The organism is Denitratisoma sp. DHT3, from assembly GCF_007833355.1.
Lineage (GTDB): Bacteria > Pseudomonadota > Gammaproteobacteria > Burkholderiales > Rhodocyclaceae > Denitratisoma.
Genome location: NZ_CP020914.1, coordinates 429,215 through 452,542 on the forward strand (window position 1 = coordinate 429,215; position 23,328 = coordinate 452,542).

General features: G+C 65.0%; 20 protein-coding genes. 8 read left to right on the forward strand and 12 right to left on the reverse strand.

Features of this window, described 5'->3' with window-relative positions; translation table 11 throughout:
- Positions 1-57: 57 nt before the first annotated feature.
- The 4 genes from B9N43_RS01935 to B9N43_RS01950 all read right to left on the reverse strand — a co-directional run bounded on the left by B9N43_RS01935 (position 58) and on the right by B9N43_RS01950 (position 3,399).
- Positions 58-576, reverse strand: coding sequence for a nitroreductase family deazaflavin-dependent oxidoreductase (locus tag B9N43_RS01935; protein ID WP_145840658.1), 519 nt, complete (start codon positions 574-576; stop codon positions 58-60).
- A 59-nt stretch (positions 577-635) separates the two neighbouring features.
- Complete coding sequence (locus B9N43_RS01940; protein ID WP_145840659.1) at positions 636-1,829, reverse strand: thiolase C-terminal domain-containing protein; 1,194 nt, start codon at positions 1,827-1,829, stop codon at positions 636-638.
- A gap of 183 nt (positions 1,830-2,012) precedes the next feature.
- Positions 2,013-2,426, reverse strand: coding sequence for a Zn-ribbon domain-containing OB-fold protein (locus B9N43_RS01945; RefSeq protein WP_145840650.1), 414 nt, complete (start codon positions 2,424-2,426; stop codon positions 2,013-2,015).
- A 13-nt stretch (positions 2,427-2,439) separates the two neighbouring features.
- Positions 2,440-3,399: an electron transfer flavoprotein subunit alpha/FixB family protein gene (locus B9N43_RS01950; protein WP_145840649.1), complete on the reverse strand. Its 960-nt coding sequence runs from the start codon at positions 3,397-3,399 to the stop codon at positions 2,440-2,442.
- A gap of 385 nt (positions 3,400-3,784) precedes the next feature.
- Here B9N43_RS01950 and B9N43_RS01955 point away from each other — a divergent pair, with 385 nt between their 5' ends.
- The 8 genes from B9N43_RS01955 to B9N43_RS01990 all read left to right on the forward strand — a co-directional run bounded on the left by B9N43_RS01955 (position 3,785) and on the right by B9N43_RS01990 (position 14,799).
- A complete protein-coding gene (locus B9N43_RS01955; protein ID WP_186453941.1) occupies positions 3,785-4,828 on the forward strand; it encodes an AraC family transcriptional regulator in 1,044 nt (347 codons plus the stop codon).
- A gap of 212 nt (positions 4,829-5,040) precedes the next feature.
- Entirely contained in the window at positions 5,041-6,075 is a 1,035-nt protein-coding gene (locus B9N43_RS01960) for an HD domain-containing phosphohydrolase (RefSeq protein ID WP_145840661.1), read from the forward strand.
- A gap of 18 nt (positions 6,076-6,093) precedes the next feature.
- Positions 6,094-7,260, forward strand: coding sequence for an FIST signal transduction protein (locus B9N43_RS01965; RefSeq protein WP_145840662.1), 1,167 nt, complete (start codon positions 6,094-6,096; stop codon positions 7,258-7,260).
- Positions 7,241-10,408 carry a response regulator gene (locus B9N43_RS01970; RefSeq protein WP_145840663.1) on the forward strand — a complete coding sequence of 1,056 codons (3,168 nt, stop codon included), beginning with the start codon at positions 7,241-7,243 and terminating at the stop codon, positions 10,406-10,408. Before B9N43_RS01965 ends, B9N43_RS01970 begins: the two co-directional genes overlap by 20 nt.
- 15 nt (positions 10,409-10,423) lie before the next feature.
- Positions 10,424-12,343 carry a diguanylate cyclase gene (locus tag B9N43_RS01975; protein ID WP_145840664.1) on the forward strand — a complete coding sequence of 640 codons (1,920 nt, stop codon included), beginning with the start codon at positions 10,424-10,426 and terminating at the stop codon, positions 12,341-12,343.
- A gap of 184 nt (positions 12,344-12,527) precedes the next feature.
- Positions 12,528-13,625: a nitronate monooxygenase gene (locus B9N43_RS01980; RefSeq protein WP_145840665.1), complete on the forward strand. Its 1,098-nt coding sequence runs from the start codon at positions 12,528-12,530 to the stop codon at positions 13,623-13,625.
- Positions 13,597-13,923 carry a hypothetical protein gene (locus B9N43_RS01985; RefSeq protein ID WP_145840666.1) on the forward strand — a complete coding sequence of 109 codons (327 nt, stop codon included), beginning with the start codon at positions 13,597-13,599 and terminating at the stop codon, positions 13,921-13,923. The genes B9N43_RS01980 and B9N43_RS01985 overlap by 29 nt, the downstream gene beginning before the upstream one ends.
- Positions 13,924-14,001: 78 nt before the next feature.
- Positions 14,002-14,799, forward strand: a complete 798-nt coding sequence (locus B9N43_RS01990) for an electron transfer flavoprotein subunit beta/FixA family protein (protein ID WP_145840667.1) — start codon at positions 14,002-14,004, stop codon at positions 14,797-14,799.
- A gap of 71 nt (positions 14,800-14,870) precedes the next feature.
- Here B9N43_RS01990 and B9N43_RS01995 read toward each other — a convergent pair whose 3' ends face one another.
- From B9N43_RS01995 to B9N43_RS02030, 8 genes are all read right to left on the reverse strand, one after another.
- Positions 14,871-15,923 carry a TIGR03617 family F420-dependent LLM class oxidoreductase gene (locus tag B9N43_RS01995; RefSeq protein ID WP_186453942.1) on the reverse strand — a complete coding sequence of 351 codons (1,053 nt, stop codon included), beginning with the start codon at positions 15,921-15,923 and terminating at the stop codon, positions 14,871-14,873.
- A 188-nt stretch (positions 15,924-16,111) separates the two neighbouring features.
- Complete coding sequence (locus B9N43_RS02000) at positions 16,112-16,675, reverse strand: Spy/CpxP family protein refolding chaperone (protein WP_145840669.1); 564 nt, start codon at positions 16,673-16,675, stop codon at positions 16,112-16,114.
- A 99-nt stretch (positions 16,676-16,774) separates the two neighbouring features.
- Complete coding sequence (locus tag B9N43_RS02005; RefSeq protein WP_145840670.1) at positions 16,775-18,091, reverse strand: spinster family MFS transporter; 1,317 nt, start codon at positions 18,089-18,091, stop codon at positions 16,775-16,777.
- 15 nt (positions 18,092-18,106) lie between these two features.
- Positions 18,107-19,087 carry a glycosyltransferase family 2 protein gene (locus B9N43_RS02010; protein WP_145840671.1) on the reverse strand — a complete coding sequence of 327 codons (981 nt, stop codon included), beginning with the start codon at positions 19,085-19,087 and terminating at the stop codon, positions 18,107-18,109.
- Positions 19,084-19,623 carry a hypothetical protein gene (locus tag B9N43_RS02015; RefSeq protein WP_145840672.1) on the reverse strand — a complete coding sequence of 180 codons (540 nt, stop codon included), beginning with the start codon at positions 19,621-19,623 and terminating at the stop codon, positions 19,084-19,086. The genes B9N43_RS02010 and B9N43_RS02015 overlap by 4 nt, the downstream gene beginning before the upstream one ends.
- Entirely contained in the window at positions 19,623-20,795 is a 1,173-nt protein-coding gene (locus tag B9N43_RS02020; protein WP_186453943.1) for a sialidase family protein, read from the reverse strand. Before B9N43_RS02020 ends, B9N43_RS02015 begins: the two co-directional genes overlap by 1 nt.
- Positions 20,792-22,405 carry an ArnT family glycosyltransferase gene (locus B9N43_RS02025; protein ID WP_145840674.1) on the reverse strand — a complete coding sequence of 538 codons (1,614 nt, stop codon included), beginning with the start codon at positions 22,403-22,405 and terminating at the stop codon, positions 20,792-20,794. Before B9N43_RS02025 ends, B9N43_RS02020 begins: the two co-directional genes overlap by 4 nt.
- On the reverse strand, positions 22,398-23,315 hold the full coding sequence (locus tag B9N43_RS02030; protein WP_145840675.1) for a polysaccharide deacetylase family protein: 918 nt from the start codon (positions 23,313-23,315) through the stop codon (positions 22,398-22,400). The genes B9N43_RS02025 and B9N43_RS02030 overlap by 8 nt, the downstream gene beginning before the upstream one ends.
- Positions 23,316-23,328 lie beyond the last annotated feature (13 nt).

Genomic DNA, 23,328 nt, shown 5'->3' on the forward strand with positions numbered 1-23,328 from the left:
GCCGCGATATCCGCGCAACTTGGTCGCAGTCCGGCCTCAAACCCGGGAATCAGACGATCAGGCCGGACCCGTCGGTTTGAGAATGACCATCGGGAAGAGGCGGTCGGTCTGGTGCTGGAAATAGCGCCAGGCCGGGAATACCTTGTCAAGCTGGGGCCACAGGGTTTCCCGCTCTTCCGGAGTCACGTCGCGTGCCACGCAGGTCATCTTCTCCCTGTCCTTCTGTACCCAGCATTGCCAGCTGGTGCTGAGATTGGTGTACCAGGTGGGGTTGCTGTCATGGCCGGCCAGGGAGCCGACAATCACCATGTCCTCGCCGTGCTGCATGAAGACCAGAGGCGTGGTGCGCTTCTCGCCCGACTTGCGGCCAATCACGGTCAGCAACAGGGTCGGCAATCCGGAAGGCGAACCCTTGCCCGTGGACCAGCCGTCGGGGTTGGCCAGATAGCGTTCCACATCCGCCTTGGCATCGCCACGGATGCGCTCCAGCGTTGCAGTCTGCGCCTTGAGCATTTCCCAGCCTGCATCATCCAGCCACTCCGGCTTCACCATGTTTTCACGATTTGCGCTTGTCATGTCTTGTCCTCCGTTTAAATGGTCAAGGGCTATCTTTTTGGAGCTTACACCAATAGAACTCAGCGTTTAAGGATGGCGGCGGTGGCATTGCCGCCGAGGCCGTTGGTCTGAGCGAGGCCGATCTTGGCGTTGGGGACCTGGCGTGAGCCGGCCTGACCGCGGAGCTGGAGGGTCATTTCGGCGATCTGCCAGACGCCCATGGCGGTGGTGGCCTCGCCGAAGGAGACGAAGCCGCCGGAGGGATTGATCGGCATCCTGCCGGTGGGCGCGTACTCGCCGGCATCCAGCAGACGCTCCGCCTCGCCGGGCTGGCACAGGCCCCACTCTTCCGGATAGGCCAGCTCGTAGTAGCAGCAGTTGTCCTGCAGTTCCGTGAAGCTCACGTCCTGGGGGCCGATGCCGGACTGCTCGAACGCCTTCAGCACCACGCCCTTGGACTCCGTGTGGAAACTCGGGCCGGCCGGCACCGGGCCGGAGAGGCCGCGCGGCAGCGCATCGCTGAAGTCCACCGTCGCCACCGTCGAGGTCGCCACCGTGATCGGCTTGGCCGAGAACTGCCGGGCCTTGGCCTGGGAACAGATCACCACCGCCGCGGCGCCGTTGGACACCGGGCAGATCTCAAAGAGGCGCAGCGGATTGCTCACGTAGGGCGACGCCAGCACCTCGGCCAGGGACACCTCCTTCTGGAAGCGGGCGAAGGGATTGCCCACCGAATTCTTGCGGGCCTTCACCACGATCTTGGCGTACTGCTCCTCCGTCGTGCCGTAATCGAACATGCGGCGCTTGGCCAGGGTCGCCCAGAAGGACGGGCCGGGCATGCCGATGCAGCGCTGGCGCAGGAACTCCGGATCGGTGGCCTCTTCCACGCCGGAGGTCTGGATCATGCCCTTGGGCATCACCTCGCCACCCATCACCAGCACCATGTCGTAGATCCCGCCGGCCACCAGGGCATAGCCCACGTTGAAGGCATTGCCCCCGGCGGCACAGCCGGCGGACATGTTGTAGACCGGAATCCCGGTGGACCCCATGTCCTCGACGATGTCGTTCCCGTTCAGGCCCCAGCCCTTGCCCCCGGAGAAGCGGGAACTGGCGGCGGCCACGGCCTGGATCTGGTTCCAGGACACGCCGGCGTCCTTCAGGGCCATGTCCACGGCGGCACGGCACAGCTCGGTCACGGACTTGGTGCCGACGATATCGTCCCCGGTCTTGCCGAAGCGATGGATCCCGACGCCCAGAACAGCAACTTCTTGCATTTGAATTCTCCTTGTCACCTTACGGTTAACGTGAAAGAGCAGCTTTTCCGCCGGGCCGTCCCCAGGAAAAGCGGCACGCGGCGAAGCCGCAACCCGTCGGTACTGCGACGGAGTCCCCCGTGATATCGAGCGCAGCGAGCCAACTCGAACCCCCCGGCGGGGGGCGAAGGGGGGCGAGTTTCATCACACCAGTTTGAACTTCCAGGAGGTGAACGCCTTGTCATCCTCGTGGTACAGGGTGTCGATCACCAGTTCCACCGGGGCGCCCACCTTCACCGCCTCGGGGGCATCCACCATCTGGCCCACCAGGCGCAGACCGCACTCCAGATCCACCACGCCGATCGCGTAGGGCTTGAAGGGCTTGTCGAACTTGTGCGGCGGCGGCGGCGCGAAGTCGGCCACCGAGTAGCTCCAGATCACGCCCTTGCCGCCGAAGGCGGCGTCTTCCATCTTCGACTCCGCGCAGCGGGGATTGTGGCAGGCCGCCGCCTTGGGGAAATAGGGGGTGTTGCAGCCGGTGCAGCGGTTGCCCAGCACCCGGGCGCCGCCTTCTTCCGTGAACAGCCCCGGTACCGCGGGCACGCGTTGTTCGCTCATTACGTTCTCCTCGTTAAGCCTTAATGGCCTTGATCAGTTCGGGCAGCACCTCCAGGCAGTCCGCGACGATGCCGTAACGGGCGTAGCGGTAGATGGAGGCGTCCTTGTCCTTGTTGATGGCGACGATGGTCTTGGCCGCCGAGCAGCCGGCCATGTGCTGGCTGGCGCCGGAGATGCCCGCCGCCAGGTACAGGCCCGGACGGGTGATCTTGCCGGTCAGGCCCACCTGGCGCGAGGAATCGATCCAGCCTTCGTCCACGATCGCGCGCGAGCCGCCCCACATGCCGCCCAGGGCCTCGGCCAGGGGCTTCACCAGGGCGTCGTAGTGGGCCGAACTGCCCAGGCCACGGCCGCCGGAGACGATGATCTCGGCGTCCTCCAGACGCGGACCCTCGGCGCGCGGCGCGGAGGTGACCTTGAAGCGCTCTTCCACGGCGGACAGATCCACGGCGATGTCGCGCCGGGCCGGGCTCGTCGCCGCCGCGGCGGCCTCGGCCACCAGGGAGGTGGTGACGACGGAGACCACCTTCACCGGCGCGGCCACCTGATACACCACGTGGGTGTCGCCGCCGAAGGCCGTGGCCGTCAGGGACAGGGTGCCGCCGGACTGGGCCAGGGCGAAGGCGTTCATCACCACCGGCACGCCCAGGCGGCCGGCCAGGCGCGGCGCGATCAGGCGCGCGGGCACGGTCTGGTTGAAGAGGATGGTCGCGGGCTTGACCTGGTCGCAGTACTGGGCCAGGGCGGCCACCAGGGCGTCGGGGCCGAAGCCGGCGAGCTTGGCGTCGCCGATCACGTCCAGGCTGGCCACGCCGTACTGGCCGGCGATCTGCGCCGCGTCGTGGGCGGCCGGGCCGATCACCACCCAGTTCAGGGCCGCGCCGTTGGCGGCGGCGAACTGGTGGGCCAGGGTGAGGGCTTCTTCGGTGCCCCCTTCGAGGGTGTTACCCCAGGTACATAGAACCACGGTCATGATGCGGATCCCTTGCAGAAATTACCCGATCCCGGAGTCTAATGGACTCCCCCGGCGCCCTTGCCGCCCGCGCGCCTCCAATTCGGCCTTTGACAGTTCATTTGCGGACAGCCCCGGCAGCGGCCGATCTCCGGCCGGCGCCCGTGCCGATTTTATCCGCTCAGGCCGGCGCTCCCTTTGGCCGTTTCCCGCGCACCCCGGACGCCCCCGGCCGACGCGGTGTGCGGGGGGCATGTCTCGCGGCGAACTTGTGTCATATCTGGACATCCGTGGCCTGGGCGCGGTATATTCCCCGCGCCTCATGGTCTCTCATGGGCCCTGGGTTCGGTGTTTCCCGGCCCCGCCGGCCACTGTACCGCTTCCCTGTCCTCGACTTCCGGTTGCCATGTCCGATCATCTGAAATCTCCCAGTCGGCTCAGCTTCTACCTGGACCGCATGCGCAGCCGGGGGTTCTCGGCCGAACAGGTGCTGGCGGGCACGGGACTGGACCAGGCGCGGCTCCAGGACGGTTCGCGGCGCATCCTGCCCGAGCAGTTCCGGCGCATGATCCGGAACATGCTGGACCTGACCGGCGATCCCTACCTGGGCATCATGCTGGGCGCGGAGTTCAAGATCAGCAATCTGGGCATCCTGGGCTATGCGGCGCTCAGTTCGGCCACGCTCAAGCAGTCCAGCGAGGTGTTCAACAAGTACGGCGCCCTGAACGACATGATCGTCCATGCCGTGGGCCACATCCAGGGCGGGCGCTGGTTCTTCGAGGTGCGCGATTCCTTCCTGCTGGGCGATCTGATGCGCTTCGCGGTGGAGGAGTTCGTCAGCCGCACCATGGAGCTGTCGTCGAGCCTGACCAACCGGCCCTTCCCGGTGCTGGAGCTGCACGTGACCTATCCGGCGCCGGCGGACCTGACGCCGTACATGCGGCGCTTCAATTGCCCGCTGTATTTCAATCAGCCGAAGAACATCGTGGTGTTCGACGTCAACCGGCTGCAGGACCCGATCAGCCTGGCCAACGAGGAGGTCTTCAAGCTGTGCGAGCGCCAGTGCCAGTTGCTGGTGTCGCAGAAGGAGGACCGCGATCTCCTGTCCAACCGGATCCGCAATTATCTGGTGAAGAACCCCGGCAAGTTCCCCTCCCTGGAGGAGATGGCCGAGCGCCTCAACATGGGCTCGCGCACCCTGCGCCGATGGCTGGTCCGGGAGGCGGTCACCTACCAGCAGATCCTCGACGACACCCGCCGCGAACTCGCCATCCAGTACCTCCAATACACCTCCCTCACCCCCAAGGAGATCGGCTTCATCCTCGGCTATTCCTCCGTCTCCAACTTCCGCCGTGCCTTCAAGGGCTGGACCGGCAAAAAACTCACCGACTTCAGAGACAATGAACTCGATGACGATCCGGACGACTCGGATGACAACGAAAACGAATGACGCAACAACGGACGCCGCCGGCACCCGTCGGCACGCTTCTGTATATTGCCAAGCGTGGGGTGGCTCGCCAAAAGCGCGCTGAAACACCGATTGCTTGTGCTCCCATCAGCGTAAATTCGCGGTTCTGCGAACTTGATTCGAAGATCGGTGGTGGATGATCATGTTGAAAGTATAACTAAAGACATAGAGATACCACTGAGTTCAGGAATCGTATGCAGGTTGTAATCATTGATGATGCCGAAGTCAATCTGGTGCTTTTGCGCCATCTGGTCGGTTTGCTGAAGGGATGCACCACGCAGTTGTTTGCCGATCCGATTGCCGGATTGCGACATTGCCAGACGTCGATTCCGGGCATGGTCATCGTCGACTACATGATGCCGGACCTGGATGGCGTGGAGCTGATACGCCGTTTTCGCGCCACGCCTGGATGCGCGGATATTCCCGTCCTGATGATCACCGCCAACGATCAGACTGCGGTGCGCCATCGGGCGCTCGAACATGGCGCGAATGACTTTCTCTCGAAGCCCATCGACAAGACCGAGTTTCTTGCCAGGGCGCGCAACATGCTGGCTTTGCGCACCAGTCAAAAGCGGCTGGAGGATCGTGCCAGCTGGCTCGCGGAAGAGGTCGTCAAGGCCACCGAGGAAATCGTACAACGGGAGCGGGAGACCATTTTTCGCCTGGCTCGCGTAGCCGAATTCCGAGATCCTGAAACCGGAGCTCACATCCAGCGCATGGCCCATTTTTCCTGGTTGATCGGAGTCCGCCTCGGTCTTCCCATGGAACAGCTGGATATTCTGCTGGAAGCGGCGCCCATGCACGATGTCGGCAAAGTCGGGATTCCAGACTCCATCCTGCTCAAGCCGGGGCGGCTCGACGAAGACGAATTCGCCATAATGAAGCAGCATTCCACCATCGGCCATCAGATTCTGTCCGGCAGCGATTCCTCCCTTCTGCAAATGGCTGCCGAGATCGCCTTGAGCCACCATGAGAAATTTGACGGCAGCGGCTATCCCGCCGGATTGGCGGGAACGTCGATTCCACTTCCTGGACGCATCGTCGCCGTAGCCGATGTCTTCGACGCCCTGACATCCACTCGTCCCTACAAAAAGGCCTGGGAAACGGAACGGGCGATGGCCTTTCTGGAAGACAACCGGAATTCCCATTTCGATCCCGACTGTGTGGATGCCTTCCTTAGCCGCCTGACGGAGGTAGAGGAAATACGTCGTCGATTCCAAGATGCCTAGATATTCGCAGAGGGTGCAATGAAGATTTCTCAAACCGTACTGAGGACTCTGCCTGACGATTTGACGGCCTTTGCGGATGGTTTATCGTGGATGCCGGATCTGCTGCTTGTCTTCGGCAGCGTTGCCATGATGACGGTGCCCGCCTTGACCGCAACGCTGAAAGCCAGATTTGCACAGTCCGTCCACCTTGGATGCTCCACCGCCGGCGAAATCGCCGGCGAGCATGTATGCGATGGCAGCGCAGTCGTCACAGCGATCAAGTTTTCCCATGGCCGGGCAATCCCAGCGGCTACAACGCTGGCAGGCATGAACGATTCACGCGCCGCCGGTGTGCGCCTCGGACAAGCGCTGGCAGGTCCCGGCCTCAAGGCCGCCATCGTGTTCGGTCCAGGGGTCGCAATCAACGGCACCGCCCTGGTAGATGGAATGGCGTCAATCCTGGGCGATGAAGTACCGATTTCTGGCGGCCTGGCAGGTGACGGCGGGGCCTTCGTTCAAACATGGACGCTGGACAACGCCGGTCCTTCGAGTGGCCGTATCGTGGCGGTGGGCCTGGTTGGCGACGAGCTGACGGTGAGCCATGGATGTTTCGGCGGCTGGAAGGCGTTCGGCCCGACACGCAAGGTTACGCGCTGCGTCGGCAATGTGCTGTATGAGCTCGACAATGAACCGGCCCTCGCAGTGTACAAACGTTACCTTGGGGATTACGCCAAAGAGCTGCCTGCCGCCGGTTTGTTGTTCCCCTTCGAAATGCTGCGTCGGGAAGGTCAGTCCACCGGACTCATCCGTACCATCCTCGGGGTGGATGAGACGGCCGGCGCCCTGGTGCTTGCCGGGGAGGTGGAGCCGGATGGCTTCCTGCGCCTGATGCACTCCAACACCGATGGGCTGGTGAGCGGCGCCGAAACTGCAGCCGACCGGATCGTCAGCCAAGGCAACAGCGGCAGGGGGCCAAGCTTGGCGTTGTTGGTGAGTTGCGTTGGCCGCAAGCTCGTCATGGGTGGACGCGTCGACGAGGAACTGGAGGCCGTGGCGCTGACGCTGGGCAAACAATCCACCCTGACCGGCTTTTACTCCTATGGCGAAATCAGTCCCGTGACACCTGAGGGAGGCTGCGCCCTGCACAACCAGACCATGACCATCACCAGCATCCACGAGGACTGTCGTGACTCATCGATTATTTGAGCGGCAACTACGTCGGTTGCTCGGCATCAATGACCAGGATGCGTTGGCTGCACGCTTAGGAGAACTGAGGAGTCTGGCGGCCGGGAGCCCGGTCGAGTTGCAGACCTTTGTCGCTGGCCTCGACGCTTTTTTCTCGCAGGTGAATGATGCTTACACCCACGCCGACCGGGATTTGGAACTCGCTCGGCGGAGTCTGGAACTGAGTTCCACCGAGTTGATCGAAACCAACAGCAAGCTGCGTCAGGAGTCCAGCCTGCGCGAGCAAACCCTGAATGCCTTGCGTGAAACCGCCAATCGTCTCCTGGCGCCCATCGGCCGCCATATCGACGAAGCGGATGGCATTCAGACCATAACCTGGCACCTCGACGACGTGGTGTCCGATCTGCTTGAGACCCGACGCAAACTGGAACACACCCTCAAGGAGTTGAGCAATCGCCAATTCGCGGTGGATCAGCATGCCATCTTGAGCATTACCGATGCCGACGGCTGCATCACCTACGCCAATGCCAGGTTCTGCGAGATCAGCGGCTACACGGCGGAGGAGTTGCTCGGAAAGAATCATCGCATCGTCCGTTCCAACCAGCATGATCCCGCCTTCTATCGCGATTTGTGGGCGACCATCACGGCCCGAAAGGTGTGGCATGGCGAAATCTGCAACCAGGCACGCGACGGCTCCCTCTACTGGGTGGCGGCGACGATCGTGCCGATTCTCGATGATCACGGTCAGCCGGTGCAGTACATCTCGGTCCGTACCAACATCACCCAGCAAAAGCGGCTCGAGGCGCGTTTCCAGCAAGAACAGCGCTTTCTCCAGGGCATCATGGACACCCTGGGCGAAGGCGTCTATACCCTGGACGAGGAAGGATCATGCACCTTCATCAACCGCGAAGCCGAAGTCATGCTTGGCTGGACACGGGAAGAAATGGAAGGATGCAATCTGCATGATCTGGTTCATTTCCAAAAGGCGGATGGTAGCCCCCTGCCCCGAAAGGAGTGCCCGACGTATCTCGCCATCCGTGATGGCAAGGTGTACCAGTCGGTGGAAGACGTCTTCACGCGCAAGGACGGATCCATCTTCCCGATTTCCATCGTTGCCTCGCCGCTGCTGGATGGTGATCGGATAGTCGGTTCGGTGGCGGCGTTCCAGGACATTACTGAACGCAAGCGATTTGAATCGGATCTGGTGAATGCGCGGGATGTGGCTGAGCAGGCCAGTCGGGTGAAAAGCGATTTCCTGGCGACGATGAGTCATGAAATCCGTACCCCGATGAACGGCATCATCGGCATGACGGATCTGGCGCTGGATACCGACCTCACTCCTGAACAGCGCGAATACCTGTCCCTGGTCAAAAGTTCCGCCAATAGCCTGTTGCAGATCATTAACGACATTCTCGACTTTTCCAAGATCGAGGCGGGCCACGTGCAACTGGAAAACATTCCCTTCCAGCTGCACGAATTGATGAGCACCACCCTGCGTCCGCTTGGTCTGCGCGCTACACAGCATGACCTGGAGTTGACCTACAACGCGGACCCGGAGATTCCCGACAGTTTGGTGGGCGATCCGGGGCGGCTGCGTCAGATCCTCGTAAATCTGGTTGGCAACGCCATCAAGTTCAGCAGCAATGGCGAGGTGCGCGTCACGGTCGGTCTGGTGGGGTGTCAAAGAAATGAAGTCGTTTTGCGTTTTGCCGTGCGCGACCAGGGCATCGGCATTCCGCTCGACAAGCAGCAAGTCATTTTCGACCCCTTCACCCAGGCCGACACGTCCACGACCCGCCACTTCGGTGGCACTGGCCTCGGCTTGGCGATCTGCGCCCGATTGGTGCATATCATGGACGGCGAGATCGGCGTCGAAAGCGTCGAGGGCAAAGGCAGCACCTTCCATTTCACCGTCCGCCTCGGGACTGGCAAACAGAAGGCCAGCCAACCCGCTTTCCTGACGGAATTGGCGGGTAGCCGAATCCTGGTCGTGGACGACAATGAGACAAATCGCAAATTGCTGACCAGTCTTCTCGGTAAATGGGGGCTCCAGCCGACATTGGCCACCAGCGGTCTAGGCGCTCTGGCGGCAATTTCCCAGGCCGACGCGGAAGGTCAGCCTTATCACATCGTGCTGCTCGATGTCATGATGCCCGGCATGGATGGATTTGAAGTGGCACGCCGCCTTCGTTCGGACAAGCGGTCCCAGGAGCTTGGAATCATCATGCTGGCTTCCAGCGGCATGCGTGGGGATAATAGTGAGCAATTGCGGCAGATCGAGTTGAACGCTTACCTGAGCAAGCCGATCAACCCCGATGAACTGCTAGGCGCCTTGCGCATCTCGGCTGGTCTCAACAGGCAGGAGGATTCAGCGCCTCCCCCGCGTCCGTCCCTGACCGAACCCGCCATCTGTTCCCGCTCCCTGTCCATCCTTCTGGCGGAGGACAACCCGGTCAACCAGAAGCTGGCGGTGACCCTGTTGGAAAAATGGGGACATCGCGTACAAGTGGCAAACAACGGCCGGGAGGCGTGTGCCCTGGCTTCGCACGAAACCTTCGACCTGATCCTGATGGACGTGCAAATGCCGGAAATGGGTGGCATGGAGGCGACACAACGAATTCGCGAACAGGAGCGGCAGCGGGGTGGACATGTGACCATCGTCGCCATGACGGCCAACGCCATGGCCGGAGACCGCGAGGCCTGCCTTGCCGGCGGAATGGACGACTATTTGTCCAAGCCTCTCAGGCAGGATTCTCTCAAGGCACTGCTCGATCGCCTGCTGGATGGAGCATCGTCGATTTCAACCGAAGAAGTGGCGCCGCCGCCGGCTTCAACCGCCTTCGACTACCGGTTGGCGCTGGAACAGGCGGACCGCTGGGTGATCGATATCATCAGCGAGGCCTTTCGTGACGATTGGCCTCGCCAGATTCATGCCATGCACGATGCCTTGGCCCGTAAGGACCGGGAGCAGCTTTTACGCAACGCTCACACGATAAAAGGCCTGCTGGGCAACTTCGGCGCGGAACCGGCGGAAGCCCTGGCCCAGAAGTTGGAGCTTCTGGCCACCCAGGGCGACTTCGAGCAGGCCACACCGTGTCTGGCTGCACTCAATCAGGCGCTGCAGGCCTTGGATCAGGCCCTGATCGATTTCATCGGCACTTCCCATTGAATGCAGCAAAACAACATGGCCAATTTCGATCCCGCCAAGTATGAGAAGGTCAAAGGCGCCGGCCAGCTTCCTTCACCCAAGGGAGCGGCGCTCAACATCATCCGGTTGACTCAGAAAAACGATGTCACTCTGCTCGAACTGGAGCGGGTAATCCGCACCGATCCGGCTTTCGTGGGCCGTTTGATCAAAGCGGCCAATCTGGTCAACGGCCCCGCGGCTCGGGCGATCGTTTCGGTACGCGAAGCATTGATGATCCTCGGCATTTCTTCGGTGCGGAACCTGTCCCTGGGTTTCTCCCTGATTTCCAATTTTCAGCAGGGGCGCTGCCGGCATTTCGATTTTCCGGCGTTCTGGTCCCACAGTCTGGTCACAGCCCTCGCCTTCCAGGCCATCAACCAACACACCCGTGCTGCTCAATTGGATGAGGCGTTCAGCATCGGCCTGCTCTGTCGGGTCGGCGAACTGGCGCTCGCCATCCTCTACCCGGAACAGTACGACGAGCTGTTGACGCGAGCGCAGAACGAGAGGAATCAATCGCTCATCGCTCTAGAACGGTCGGTATTCCTGCTCAACCATGCAGAGCTATCGTCCGCTCTGCTCCATGAATGGGGCATTCCTCAGATATATGTGGATGCCGTCTTTTTCCACGATCAATCCGAGATGTCCCCATTTCCCGAGGGGAGCCGGTCTTACGTTCTTTGTCATGCACTGGCGTTGGCTCGCCACATTGCCGATATATGCCTGAGTCCCGCGACAGAACGCAAGGCCAAGCTGCCTCAGCTCTATCGCATGGGGGCATGGCTTTCCATCGATGCCGGCACACTCAATGAATTGTGCGATCAGGTGACCGCCGCCTGGCCCGAGTGGGCGGAAATGCTGAATCTCAAGTCGATTCCGTTGCCCTCGTTCGGCACCCTGGCCAGTCAAGCGCCGGATGGCGTCATGGATGGCGCCGAGAAGCGCAAACCGCTGCGGTTACTGATCGTTGAAGATGACAAGTCGTCCCGCTTGCTGCTCAAGGCGATCATCGAAAATGACGGCCATCAGGTCCTGCTTGCCGCTGATGGTGAAGAGGGCTTTGCAATCGCGATCGAGCAAAGGCCGGACATCGTCATCACCGACTGGATGATGGCGGGCATGAACGGTTTGGAATTGACCCGCGCCCTGCGCAAGACCAAGGATGGGCGAGGGATCTATATCATCCTGTTGACCACCAAGGAGAACGAAGACGACCTGGTGCAAGCCTTCGAGGCCGGCGCGGACGACTTCATCAGCAAGCCGCTGCGGCCAAAGACGATCTCGGCCCGCCTGACCGCCGGGCAGCGCATGATCGCCCTGCAACGGGATAATGAACGGGACCAGGCCGAGTTGCGGCGTTTTGCAGAAGAACTGTCGCTGGCGAACAGGCGCCTGCATGAGATGGCGATGACTGACGCACTGACCGGTTTTCCCAATTTGCGTTATGCCATGGACCGCCTGGACCAGGAATGGTCACTTGCCAAGCGTAGCGGGCGTTCCTTGTCCTGCATGATCCTGGACTCGGATGATTTCAAACCCATCAACGATACGCTGGGTCACGACGTTGGCGACTTGGTTTTGCAACGGATATCGAGCGCGATTCACAGCGCGATCCGTGCGCCCGACGTGATCTGCCGCCTGGGAGGCGATGAATTCATCGTCATCTGCCCGGACACCAGTCTGGAGGCGGCGCTGGTCTGTGCCGAACGGGTGCGCCAGCGGGTGGCTGCGTTGTCCGGCACGATTGAGAGTGTGAACCGAACGATCAGCGTCAGCATTGGCGTAGCCGTCAGAGAGCAGGACATGGCCGAACCCAAGGATTTGCTCAAGCGCGCCGATGAAGGCGCCTACCAGGCCAAGCAGGAGGGGCGCAACAGAGTCGCCACCGTGCAGCCCAGGCCGCAGGCCCTCCCCTGAAAACCGGCCTCGAATCGGATCAGGCCTATCGTGGTTCATTTTGGGCCAGAGGGGCGTGGGTGGGGGTTGTGAGCGGGGGAAGGGGCTTCATTTTTTGGGTGGGAGCCGCTAGATTGTCGAGCTGATCGAGGCGCGGTCGCAGAGCATGCGCCACTGAATTCACCGAACCCGTAAGGAGTGTTTCATGAGCGGTCCGCTGCATACCCAACTGTGCGAGAAACTGGGCATCGAATATCCCGTCGTCGCCTTCACCCACTGCAAGGACGTGGCGGTGGCCGTGATCAACGCCGGCGGTTTCGCCGTGCTGGGCGAAGCCCTGCACACCCCGGACCAGATCGCGGCCGACATCAAGTGGATCAAGGAGCGCATCGGCGGCAAGCCCTTCGGCATCGACCTGGTGCTGCCGTCCTCCGTGCCGGAAGAGAAGACCGTCGACGAACTGCTGGCGATGATCCCCCCGGGCCATCGCGACTTCGAGCAGATGATCAAGCAGAAGTACAACGTGCCCGATCCCAAGATCGCGCCCGACATCCACCACTGGGGCGGCCTCGACCAGAAGCGCGCCCTGGCCCAGCTGGACGTGGTGTTCGACGAGCGCGTTCCCGTCTTCGCCTCCGGCCTGGGCTCCCCCGCCTTCCTGCTCAAGCGCGCCCATGAACTGGGCATGCAGGTCTGGGGTCTGGTGGGCAAGCCGCGCCAGGCCAAGAAGCAGATCGAGGCCGGCACCGACGTCATCATCGCCCAGGGCTTCGATGCCGCCGGCCACACCGGCAACATCGGCACCTTCTCCATCGTGCCCCAGGTGGTTGACCAGGCCCGCGGCACCGGCGTGCCCGTGATCGCCGCTGGCGGCGTCACCACCGGCCGCCACCTGGCCGCCGCCCTGGCGCTGGGCGCCGACGGCGTGTGGACCGGCTCCCTGTGGTTGGCCTCGCGCGAATCCGACGTCAATCTGCCGCTGAAGGAACGCCTGATCGAGGCCGAGACCGACGACACCGTCTACTCCAACTGCATCTCCGGCTACACCATGCGCACCACGCGCTGCCCGTGGCACAACGAGTGGCTCGCCGAGGGCGCCCCCGAGCCGCTGAAGCCGCCCCTGCAGATGATCCTGTCCTCGAACTACATCCAGGGCTCGCTGGACTACCAGCGCAAGGACCTGATGACCGAAGCCGCGGGCCAGGGCATCCACTACGTGAAGGAAATGAAGCCGGCGCGCCAGATCCTGTCCGACATCGTCGAGGAAGCCCTCGATGTCTTCGACCGCTTCGCCGGCGCCTGAGCCGGCGGTCGATGACCAGCCCTTCGTCGCCGGCTTCACGCCGGCGCTGAAGGGTCAGCGGGCCGAGTGCGACGGCGGGCGCCCCGTGGAGGGCACCAAGTACGCCGGCCGCCAGGAATTCACCGGCACCCTCACCGGGGACTACCGGGACTTCGGTCCCTATCCCTGGCGCTGGTACCTGCTCGGCGAGCTGACCCGCAAGCCTCCCGGTTTTGCCTACGATGCCGTCTGGTGCGACGCCGACAGCCTGACCCTGATCGACGAGACCGGCCGCCCCCTGGATGCCGGCCTGGAATGAGCTTGGCCCCTGGATGACCGATCGATCCCGACTTTGACTGCTTCCCCGGAAGCGCTTTTTATCCCGGAGATTCTCTGTATGCGTATCGTGGTGTGTGTGAAGGAAGTGCTGGACCCCAACGCGGTGAACAACTACGTGCTGGCGGGCAACCTGAAGTTCGCGGCGGACGGCAAGACGCCGGAAGTGGCGGCGGTGCCGAGGCTGATCAACGGCTTCGACGAGCAGGCGATGGAAGCCGCGCTGCGCCTGAGGGATGCGGGCGTGGATTGCAGGATCGTGGCCGTGTCCATCGGTCAGGACCTGAAGGATCTGCTCAAGCACTGCGCGGCGCTGGGCGCCGACGAGATCGTGTCGATCGATGCCGGCGGTGCCGAGATCGACGGCCAGGTGATCGCCAACCTTCTGGCGGCCTACATCAAGAGCAGCGGCGGCGCCGACCTGGTGCTGTGCGGCCGCCAGGCCTCGGACGACGACCAGGGCGTGGTGCCGATCCTGATCGCCGAACAGCTGGGGATGGCGGTGGCGCCGCTGGCGCGGGCGGTGGAATACAACGGCGGCGTGCTGAAGGTGACGCGCGCCACGCCGGACGGCGACGAAGTGGTGGAAGGCAGCACCCCGGCGGTGATCACGGTGAGCAACGAGTTGGGCACGCCGCGTTTCCCGTCGGCGAAGGCGAAGATGGCGGCGCGCAAGATGGCGCCGACGGAGCTCGCCGCGTCCGCGCTGCTGCCCGCCGACCAGTTGCAGCCGGCCGTGGTGCTGACCCAGCAGTTCGTCCCCGAGGTGCAGGGCAATTGCGAGTTCCTCTCCGGCGCCTCCCCCGCCGAGCTCGCTCAGCAGCTCCTCCAGAAGCTCCGCAACGATCGCGTCATCTGAGACTCAACAGCGGGTCCCCGCGACCCGTACGTTTAGCCAAACGGCGCCCCACCCGGGAGCGCCGTTCTTATTTAAGCGACCTGCTTCAGCGCTGGCAGTACCCGGCCCAGGTCCACGAACTGGCGGCGCTGGCGTTCCTGCAGTTCGGCGTAGGGCGGGCCGAAGACCACATTGACGGTCGTGACGAGTCCGGAATAGCGGGCCGCCAGCTTGGCCGGCAATTCATCATGGAGCCCCATGATGGCGAAGGTGTCGAGCATTTCGTCGCTGACCAGGGCCGGCATCTCCTCCCAGCGGTTGGCCTGGGACAGCTTCACCAGCTCCTCGCCGATCCCGCCCCAGCCATGGTGCTCCATCACCGCGGAGTAGGTGCGGGTGGCGGCGTAGAAGGAGATGTGCTTGCGGATCAGCCGCTTGGACTCCTCGAACTCCTCCTCGGTCCTGCCGGTGATGAAAAAGGGATTGATCGCGAATTCCACCGCGCCGATGTCACGGCCGGCGCGGGCCGCGCCCTCGGCCACGGCGGGCCGGATCACGTCGCGGATGTAGGCCGGCGTGTTGAGCGGATGCATGCGCACGCCGTCGCCCAGTTCGCCGGCGAGCCGGCAGTTGTATTGATTGACCGCCGCGACATGGATCGGCACCGTGTCGACGCCCTCGATCGGACCGGGATTGAAAAACGAATTGCACAGGGTGAACTGGTAGTGCTCGCCCTTGAAATCGGGTTTCTCGCCGGTGCTGAAGTGGCGGAAGATGGCCTTCATGCAGAGGATGTATTCCCGCAGCCGGGGCCCGGGAGGCGAGGGCCAGGGCGTCGAGTAGCGCCGTTCGTTATGGCCCTTGACCTGGGTGCCCAGGCCGAGGACGAAGCGTCCGCCGGAGAAGCGTTGCAGGTCCCAGGCCATCTGGGCGGTGACGAAGGGGCTGCGCGGAAAGGAGATGGCGATGCCGGTGCCGATGCGGGCGCGCCGGGTGTGTTCCGCCAGGATCATCTGCGGCAGGAAGGGATCATGGCCGGCTTCCGGCACCAGAATGCTGTCGTAGCCCAGTTCGTCCAGCTCCCTGGCATGGCGGGCCAGTGCCGGGATGGAAGGCGGGGCGGTGATGGTGGCTTCGATCTTCACGGCGTCTCCTCGGTTGTTTTGTATAAGTCAGTGTAAATCCGTTCCACATCTCCCGTGATTCAGCGTTTTCGCATCAGAGATATCCCGTGGGGACGAAGATGGCTCATTTGAGGTCAGCAAAATGGCAAAAAGCCCTGGCGCCATCTCCTGGCGCCAGGGCTTTCCCAGGCAGTTTTTATCGAGGGAGCCTACTGCGGCGGCATCATGCCGGCGCCCGGCCCTCTGCGCTCACCACGCTCAGCGCGCGGACCCCGTGGTCCACTGGGCCCCATCCGGTCCTTGCCGCCGCGTTGCGGCATCATGCGTGTTTCGCTGTCGAAAATCTTTTGTTGTTCCGGGGTCAGCTTGGCGTAAAAGGTTTTCAGCGCCTGCAGGCCGGCGGTCATGTGTTCCTGGCGCTGCTTCATGTGCTCCAGCATTTTTTCCATGCGCTCCGGCGCGGTCAGCTTCTCGAACTCGGCCCGGTTGGGGCGCTGCTCCGCACCAGGCGGCTGGTGGGCGGCCTGCAGGGCCTTCCAGGATTCCTCCTGCTGGGCATTCAGTTTGAGTTTGTCGTGCAGCGCCTGGTGCCGCGCGGCGCGTCGCTCGGTCCAGCGCTGCGCCATCCAATGGCCGTCCGCCTCGTGGCAGGGCATGCCGTAGCCGGCGGGTGCGTCTTTCCTGGCCGCGGCGGGTTCGGCCGCCTGGGCGGAGAGACCGGCCGTGATCATGCCGGCCAGGCCGAGGGACAGCAGGGTTTGGGACAATTTCATGACAGGCTCCTTCTCTGGTGATTGACCGGATAAAGATAGCCCGATTGCGCCGCTGCCGATAGGCGCTTCCGGTAAGCGAGTGTAATAAATTGTAGTCGCTCAGGGATTGGGGTTGCTGCTGGCCAGGTCTTCGCGCAGGGTGCGCGCGGCCTGCCAGAACAGCAGGCTGGCCAGGCCGCCCAGGAGGCCCACCACCAGCATCGAGTAGCGGATCGCCAGGGGGCCGTGGGTGGGGCCGAAATAGTGGTCGTTGAGCAGGCCCACCGTGAGCGGGCCGAGCCCCAGACCCACCATGTTCACCACGAACAGCAGGATGGCCGAGGCCGTGGCGCGCATGCGCAACTGCACCAGGCCCTGCACCATCGCGAACATCGGCCCGACGTACATGGCGCCCAGGGCGTAGAAGGGAATGAAGCAGAGCAGGGCCATGGACTGGTCGGGCAGCAGGGTGAAGCCGGTGACGAAGGGCACCGCCAGCGCCGACTGGAAGGCCGGCAGGCGCATGTACCAGCGGGCATCCCTGGCGCCCATGCGGTCCGCCAGACGGCCGCCGATGAGGGTGCCGAGACAGCCGGCCAGGCCGATGATCCAGCCCAGGCTGACGCCGATGTCGGTCCAGGACATGGCGTGGACCCGGGCCAGGAAGGTCGGGCCCCAGGTAAGCACGCCGTAGCCGGAGAGCGACTGCACCGAGGCGCCCAGCGCGATGAAGACGAAGGCGCGGCGGCCCAGCAGGTAGCGGATCACTTCCCGCAGCGGAACGCTCGGCGCTTGCGCCTGGGCCGTGCGCTGCTCGGATAGTCCGCGTGGCACTTCCCGCACCGTCAGCGCCACCACGGCCGCCAGCAGGATGCCCGGCAGCCCCACCACGTAGAAGGCGACGCGCCAGTCGTAATGGCTGATCAGGTAGCCGCCGGCGAGAAAGGCGATGGCGGCGCCGATATAGACGCCCCAGGCGTAGATGGACAACGCCGTGGCCCGGCGTGCCGGCGGAAAATAGTCGGCGATCAGCGAATGCGCCGGCGGGTTGCCGCCCGCCTCGCCGATGCCCACCAGGACGCGCAGCAGCGCCAGCTCGGCGAAGTTGCGGGCGAGCCCGCAGGCCGCGGTCATCGCGCTCCAGATCGTCAGCGAGAGGGTGATGATGAACTTGCGGGAACCGCGATCGGCCCAGCGCGCGATCGGGATGCCGGCCAGGGTGTAGAACACGACGAAGGCGAAGCCGGTGAGAATGCCCATCGCCGTGTCGGAGACGCCGAACTCCTGCTTGATCGGCTCGATCAGCATCGACAGGATCTGCCGGTCGATGAAGTTGAAGACGTAGACCAGCGACAGCAGCGCCAGCACGTAGTTGGAGTAGGCGGCCGATGGCAAGGCGGGCGGCTTGGTGTCGTCGTGAGGGGGCGGCGTCGGCATTGGCGTCTGTCCTGCTCAATCCTGGGGCGGCGGCCGCAGGCGGTACTGGTCGCGGCCCTCGGGTTCGTGATAGATGCGGATCAGGATTTCCCCCAGCAGGCCCAGGCCGATCAGTTGGGCGCCCATCAGCACCAGCATGATGCCCAGCAGCAGCAGTGGGCGACCGCCGATGGATTCGCCGAAGAGTTTCAACACCGACAGATAGCCGCAGACGAGGAGGCCGGGCACGCCCATCCAGAGGCCGGCGCCGCCGAAGAAGTGAAGCGGCCGGTGCAGGTAGCGCAGCATGAACTTCATCAGCAGGAGGTCGAGGATCACCCGGAAGGTGCGGTCGATGCCGTACTTGCTGACGCCCTTGGTGCGGGCGTGGTGGCGCACCGGCACTTCGAGGATCCTGGCGCCGGCCTCGAAGGCCAGCACCGGGATGAAGCGGTGCAGTTCGCCGTAGAGGCGGATGCGCCGCACCAGCTCCGTGCGATAGGCCTTCAGCGCGCAGCCGTAGTCGTGGAGCTTGACGCCGGTCACCTTGGCGATGATGCGGTTGGCGATCATCGACGGAATCTTGCGGTTGAGCGCGGCGTCCTGCCTCTCCTTGCGCCAGCCCGAGATCATGTTGATCTCGGGGCGCGATTCCAGGGTGCGGATCAGTTCCGGGATGTCGAGCGGGTCGTTCTGCAAATCGCCGTCCAGAGTCACCGTGTAGCGGCCGCGCACCGCGTCGAAGCCGGCCTGGAGCGCGGCGGTCTGGCCGTAGTTGCGCATCAGGTAGCGCGGCTGGAGCCAGTCGTTCCCCGCCGCGAGGTCGCGCAGCACCCTTGCCGAGTCGTCGCGGGAGCCGTCGTCGACGCAGATCAGTTCGAAGCTGAAGCCGGAAGGCGCCATCGCCTCGCCGACCCGGGCCACCAGATCGGGCAGGTTCTCCTCCTCGTTGTACACGGGGATGACGATGGAGACATCGCAGGCTTGGGCGTCTTTGGCGGAGGTGGTGTCGGTCATGATCGGTTCTGGTAAGCGCGCCGGCCGTTCCGCAGCGCGATGATGAGCATGGCAAGGACCAGCAGCGGGTCCAGCAGAGTGTCCCAGAGATTGGGGGATTCCGGCAAGCCGGCGGCATAGGCGATCAGGTCGACGGCCAGCAGCCACAGCCACAGGGCCTGGCCGCGCCACCAGGCGAGCAGGGCGAGGACGGCGCACGGCAGCAGCAGCGGCCAGGCCGCGTAGCCCAGGCGGTAGGGATCGAAGTCGCCCAGGCCCAGCGCCAGCGGATAGAACAGGAGGCCGCCGGCGGCGATCACGGCCGGTCCGCGCCAGCCCAGCGCGGCGGCGGGCCGCCCGGCGAGGCTCAGGGCCAGCAGTTGCAGGCCGGTGATGCTGAAGTCTCCCCACAGCCCGCGCAGCATCATGGCGACGGAAACGCCTTCCTGCAGGGGGATCAGGCTGAGCGCCGCCGCCGGCAGCGCCAGCCAGCGCCGACGGCCCCGGAATGGCAGCGCCAGCAGGGCGGCGATGAGGAGGGCCTGGCCGAGCAGCATCAGCGCAACTCCCGCAATCCGTGCAACCCATTCAACCCCTGGGGCGAAAAGCGCAGATGCTTGATGCGCTCGCGCTTCCAGGTGTAGGCCAGATGAATCATGCTGCTGTCGTCCTGGGCCAGGGCCGGGTAGGAGAACTCCGCGCCGGCCTCGCCCTGCTCGACCAGGGTGGGCGGCGACCATGTGTTGCCGTCGTCGCCCGAGAGCGCCAGGGCCAGGCGGTCGCGATCGCTGGTCTGCGGGTTGTAGGCCAGCAGCAGGCGCCCGTCGTCCAGGCGCAGCAGGGCGATGCCGGCGTTCGGATTGGGCAGCTCCGTGGCGCGGCTGGTCTGCCAGTGATTGCCGCCGTCGGCCGTGCGGCTGGCGTGGATGCGATGGGCCGGCCCCGTGTCGCGCAGCAGGACCAGAGCCTGGCGTTCATCCAGGGCGGCCGCCGTGGGTTGCAGCAGCCGGTTCGAGCCCGGCAGGCGCAGTTTGTCCACGATCCGGCCCTGTGCGTTGAGACGGAGCCATTCGGCGTGCTTGGCGATGAACTCGTGATAGACCGGCAGGGCCGCGCCGCCGTCGGCCAGTGGTAGGGGCACACCCCGCACCAGGGTGGAGAGGTTCCAGAACGGGGAGGTGATCAGACGCTGCGGCGGCGACCAGTGCCGGCCGCCATCCTCGGACCGGACATGGTTGATGGCGCTGCCGGCCCAGCCGCCGTAGCCGACGCTGACGAACCACAGATGCAGGGTGCCGCCGGCATCGCGCCAGAGCACCGGATTGCCCAGCTTGCGCAGGCGGCGCTCGCTCGCCCGCTGCGCGGCTGCGCGCTCGACCGCCACCCTCGGCTCGCTCCAGCCGTGGCCGTCGAAGATCGAGAAGAGGATGGAAACGTCCGCGGCGCCCTCGCGGCTGCCGGCGAACCAGGCCGCGGCGATGCGCTCGTCGCCCAGGGGCGCGAGGCTGACGCTGTGGGCGCTGGCCCGTGGATTGGGCAGCAGGCGCGATTCCGCGGGCAGCAAGGGGATGGCGGGCAATCTGGCTGTCTGCGGCGGGGGCAGGAAGCGCGCCGGGGCCGGCGGCGTCAGCCAGCGCGGCAGCGCCAGGGCCAGGCCCAGCAGGAACAGGCCGAGCGGGAGATACCGGGATAGTCCGCGTTGACGCAAGAGGACGGCCGGCAGCTTCACGGCAGCAACTCCAGCACCTGGATGGCGGACATCAGCGGCGTGGGGTCGCGTCCGTGCCAGGCCTGGCGCCAGTCGGCGCGCGTCGCGCCCTGGCGGGCGAAGCGGATGCCGGAGCCGGCGGAGCTGAGGGTGCGGAATTCCTGCACGGCGCGGACTTCGCGCCCCAGGGTCCGCAACTGGCGATCCAGTTGCGGGCGGTCTTCGGCGCGCAGGGTGATCAGGGTGCCGGCGACGAGCTGGCCGGCCGGCAGCGTTTCGAGCTGGCTGGTCTGGCGCAGGGCGCGGCCGGTGAGAATCGGCAGCATGGCCGGCTGCGGGCCGGCGAACAGGATCACCGGCCGCTCTCGCGCCAGGTCGACCACGGCGGCGGGCACGGCATTGACGCCGAGGCGGGGAAAGGCCAGACCCCAGCCGACGGCCCAGAGCAGGACGGCGCCGAGGATCAGTCCGCGAGGAGAGGTCCGGCGGCGCCACCAGAAGAACAGGAAGCCGGCCAGCGCCGCCGCCAGCGCCAGCGGGGGCAGCCAGCCGTCCCCGCTACCCGTGCGCCAGCACCACAGCAGCAGCGCCAGGGCGCCGGCGAGCAGCGCCGGCACCACGCTGCCCAGGCGCCGGGTCCAGGCCGGCACGGCGCCGGACGCCAGGGACAGCGCGGCGAGCAGGGCCAGCGCCGGCAGGGAGCCGATCAGGTAGCGTTCGAAGCTGCGGATGAAAAAGAACGGCAGCAGGGTGAACAGCAGCCACAGACCGAGGAAGCGGACCGGCGCTTCGCCGCGGCGGCGCCACAGGGCGTGCAAGGCGACGAAGCTCCAGGGCAGGGCCAGCGTGACGATGCCGATGAGGGCGTCCGGCGAAAGCGCCATCACTTGCCGCGCCTCCAGTTCGTCCTTGGCCGCGGCGGCCAGTTGGGCGCCGTAGTGCTGGCGCACGTCCAGATACCAGGCGAGCGGCAGGGCCAGCGCGGCCGTCAGCGCCAGGCCGTGGGACGGCCAATGGCGCAGCAGGGCGGCGCGGGATTCGGGCCGAGTGAGCCAGAGCGCCAGCAGACCGCCGCCGCAGGCCACCAGGGCGATCGGACCCTTGGTCAGCAGGGCCGCGCCGATCAGCGTGGCGGCACCGGCCAGCAGGATGGCGCGGGGGCGGTCGAGCCAGGCCAGATAGAGGCAGAAGGCGGCGGTGGACAGGGCCGCCACCGGCACGTCCAGCATCAGGCGGCGCGATTCGGAGGCCATGCCGCTCATGCCCAGCAGCGCCCCGGCGGCCAGCAGGCCCGTGGTCAGGCTGCCGGAAAGCCGCTTGCCCAGCCAGGCGGTGCAGCCCAGCAGCAGCAGCGCGAAGGCGACGGTGATGCCGCGCGCGGCAAGCAGGGACGGGCCGAAGCCCTCGTAGCCGAGGCGTCCCAGCCAGTAGAGGAAGGGCGGTTTCTTGAGACGCGGCGCTCCGTCGATGAAGGGCACCCACCAGGCGTCCCGTTCCATCATCTCCAGGGGAATGCGCAGGCCCAGCAGGTATTCGTCCTTGCCGGTGAGGCCGGTGGCTTCCCAGATGCCCCAGCCCAGAGCCAGGGCTGCGAGCAGCAACCCAAGCAGCCACGGGGTGCGACTATGCATCGGCCAGGAATTCCGGTCCCTGGACCAGCAGGGTGCCCGAGCGGCCGGGAATTTCACCCAGGGCCACTTCGTGACGCGGCAAGTTTTTCAGATCCAGGCCGCCGCGCATGGCGTCGAGGCTGACCAGGTCGTAGCCCTGGGCTTTCCAGCCGGCCAGCAGGCGGTCGAATACCGGCATCAGCTTCATGCCTTCGAGTTCGGCGTGCAGGGTGAAGACATGGCCCGTGGCCGGGGGGGCGAGCGTCAGTTGCAGCAGGCGCTCATGGACGTTGTCCGGGGTGAGGCCGTCGGTGCCGATCAGTTCGTCGAGGGTCGGCAGGGTGGTGGGCAGTTGCGGGCAGTGCACCACCTCGCCGTTCCAGACCGGCATGAAGGGATGCGTGCCGCGGCTGTCGGAGGCATGGCTGAACCCCAGGCGCTGGGTCAGGCGCAGGGCGTGGGGGTTCATCTGCCAGCCGGCGGCGCCGTGGGTGCGCGGCGCATCGCCGAAGATTTTCTGGAACCGCTCCACGGCCTTCTTCAGTTCGCCTTCGGTCCAGGCCATGTCGGCCCGCGCCACCCGGTCCTGCCAGACCACGTGGTCCCAGCAGTGGATGCCCACTTCGTAGCCGGAATTCCGCACGCCGCGCAGAATCCCGCCGCAGCGCCGGCCGATGTTGGGACCCGGCAGCAGCGTGCCGTACATCAGGGTGCGCAGGCCGTAGTGCGACACCACCGAGGTGCGCGACACCTTTTTCATGAAGCCGCGGCGGAATGCCCGCTTGATGGCGCGGCCGGTATGGTCGGGGCCGAGGGAGAACAGGAACGTGGCCTGGGCCCCGAAACGACGCAGGGTCTCCACCAGGCGCGGCACGCCGATCAGGGTGCCGCGGTAGGTATCGACGTCGATCTTGAGAGCGAGTTGAGGCATCCGGGCGGGTGCC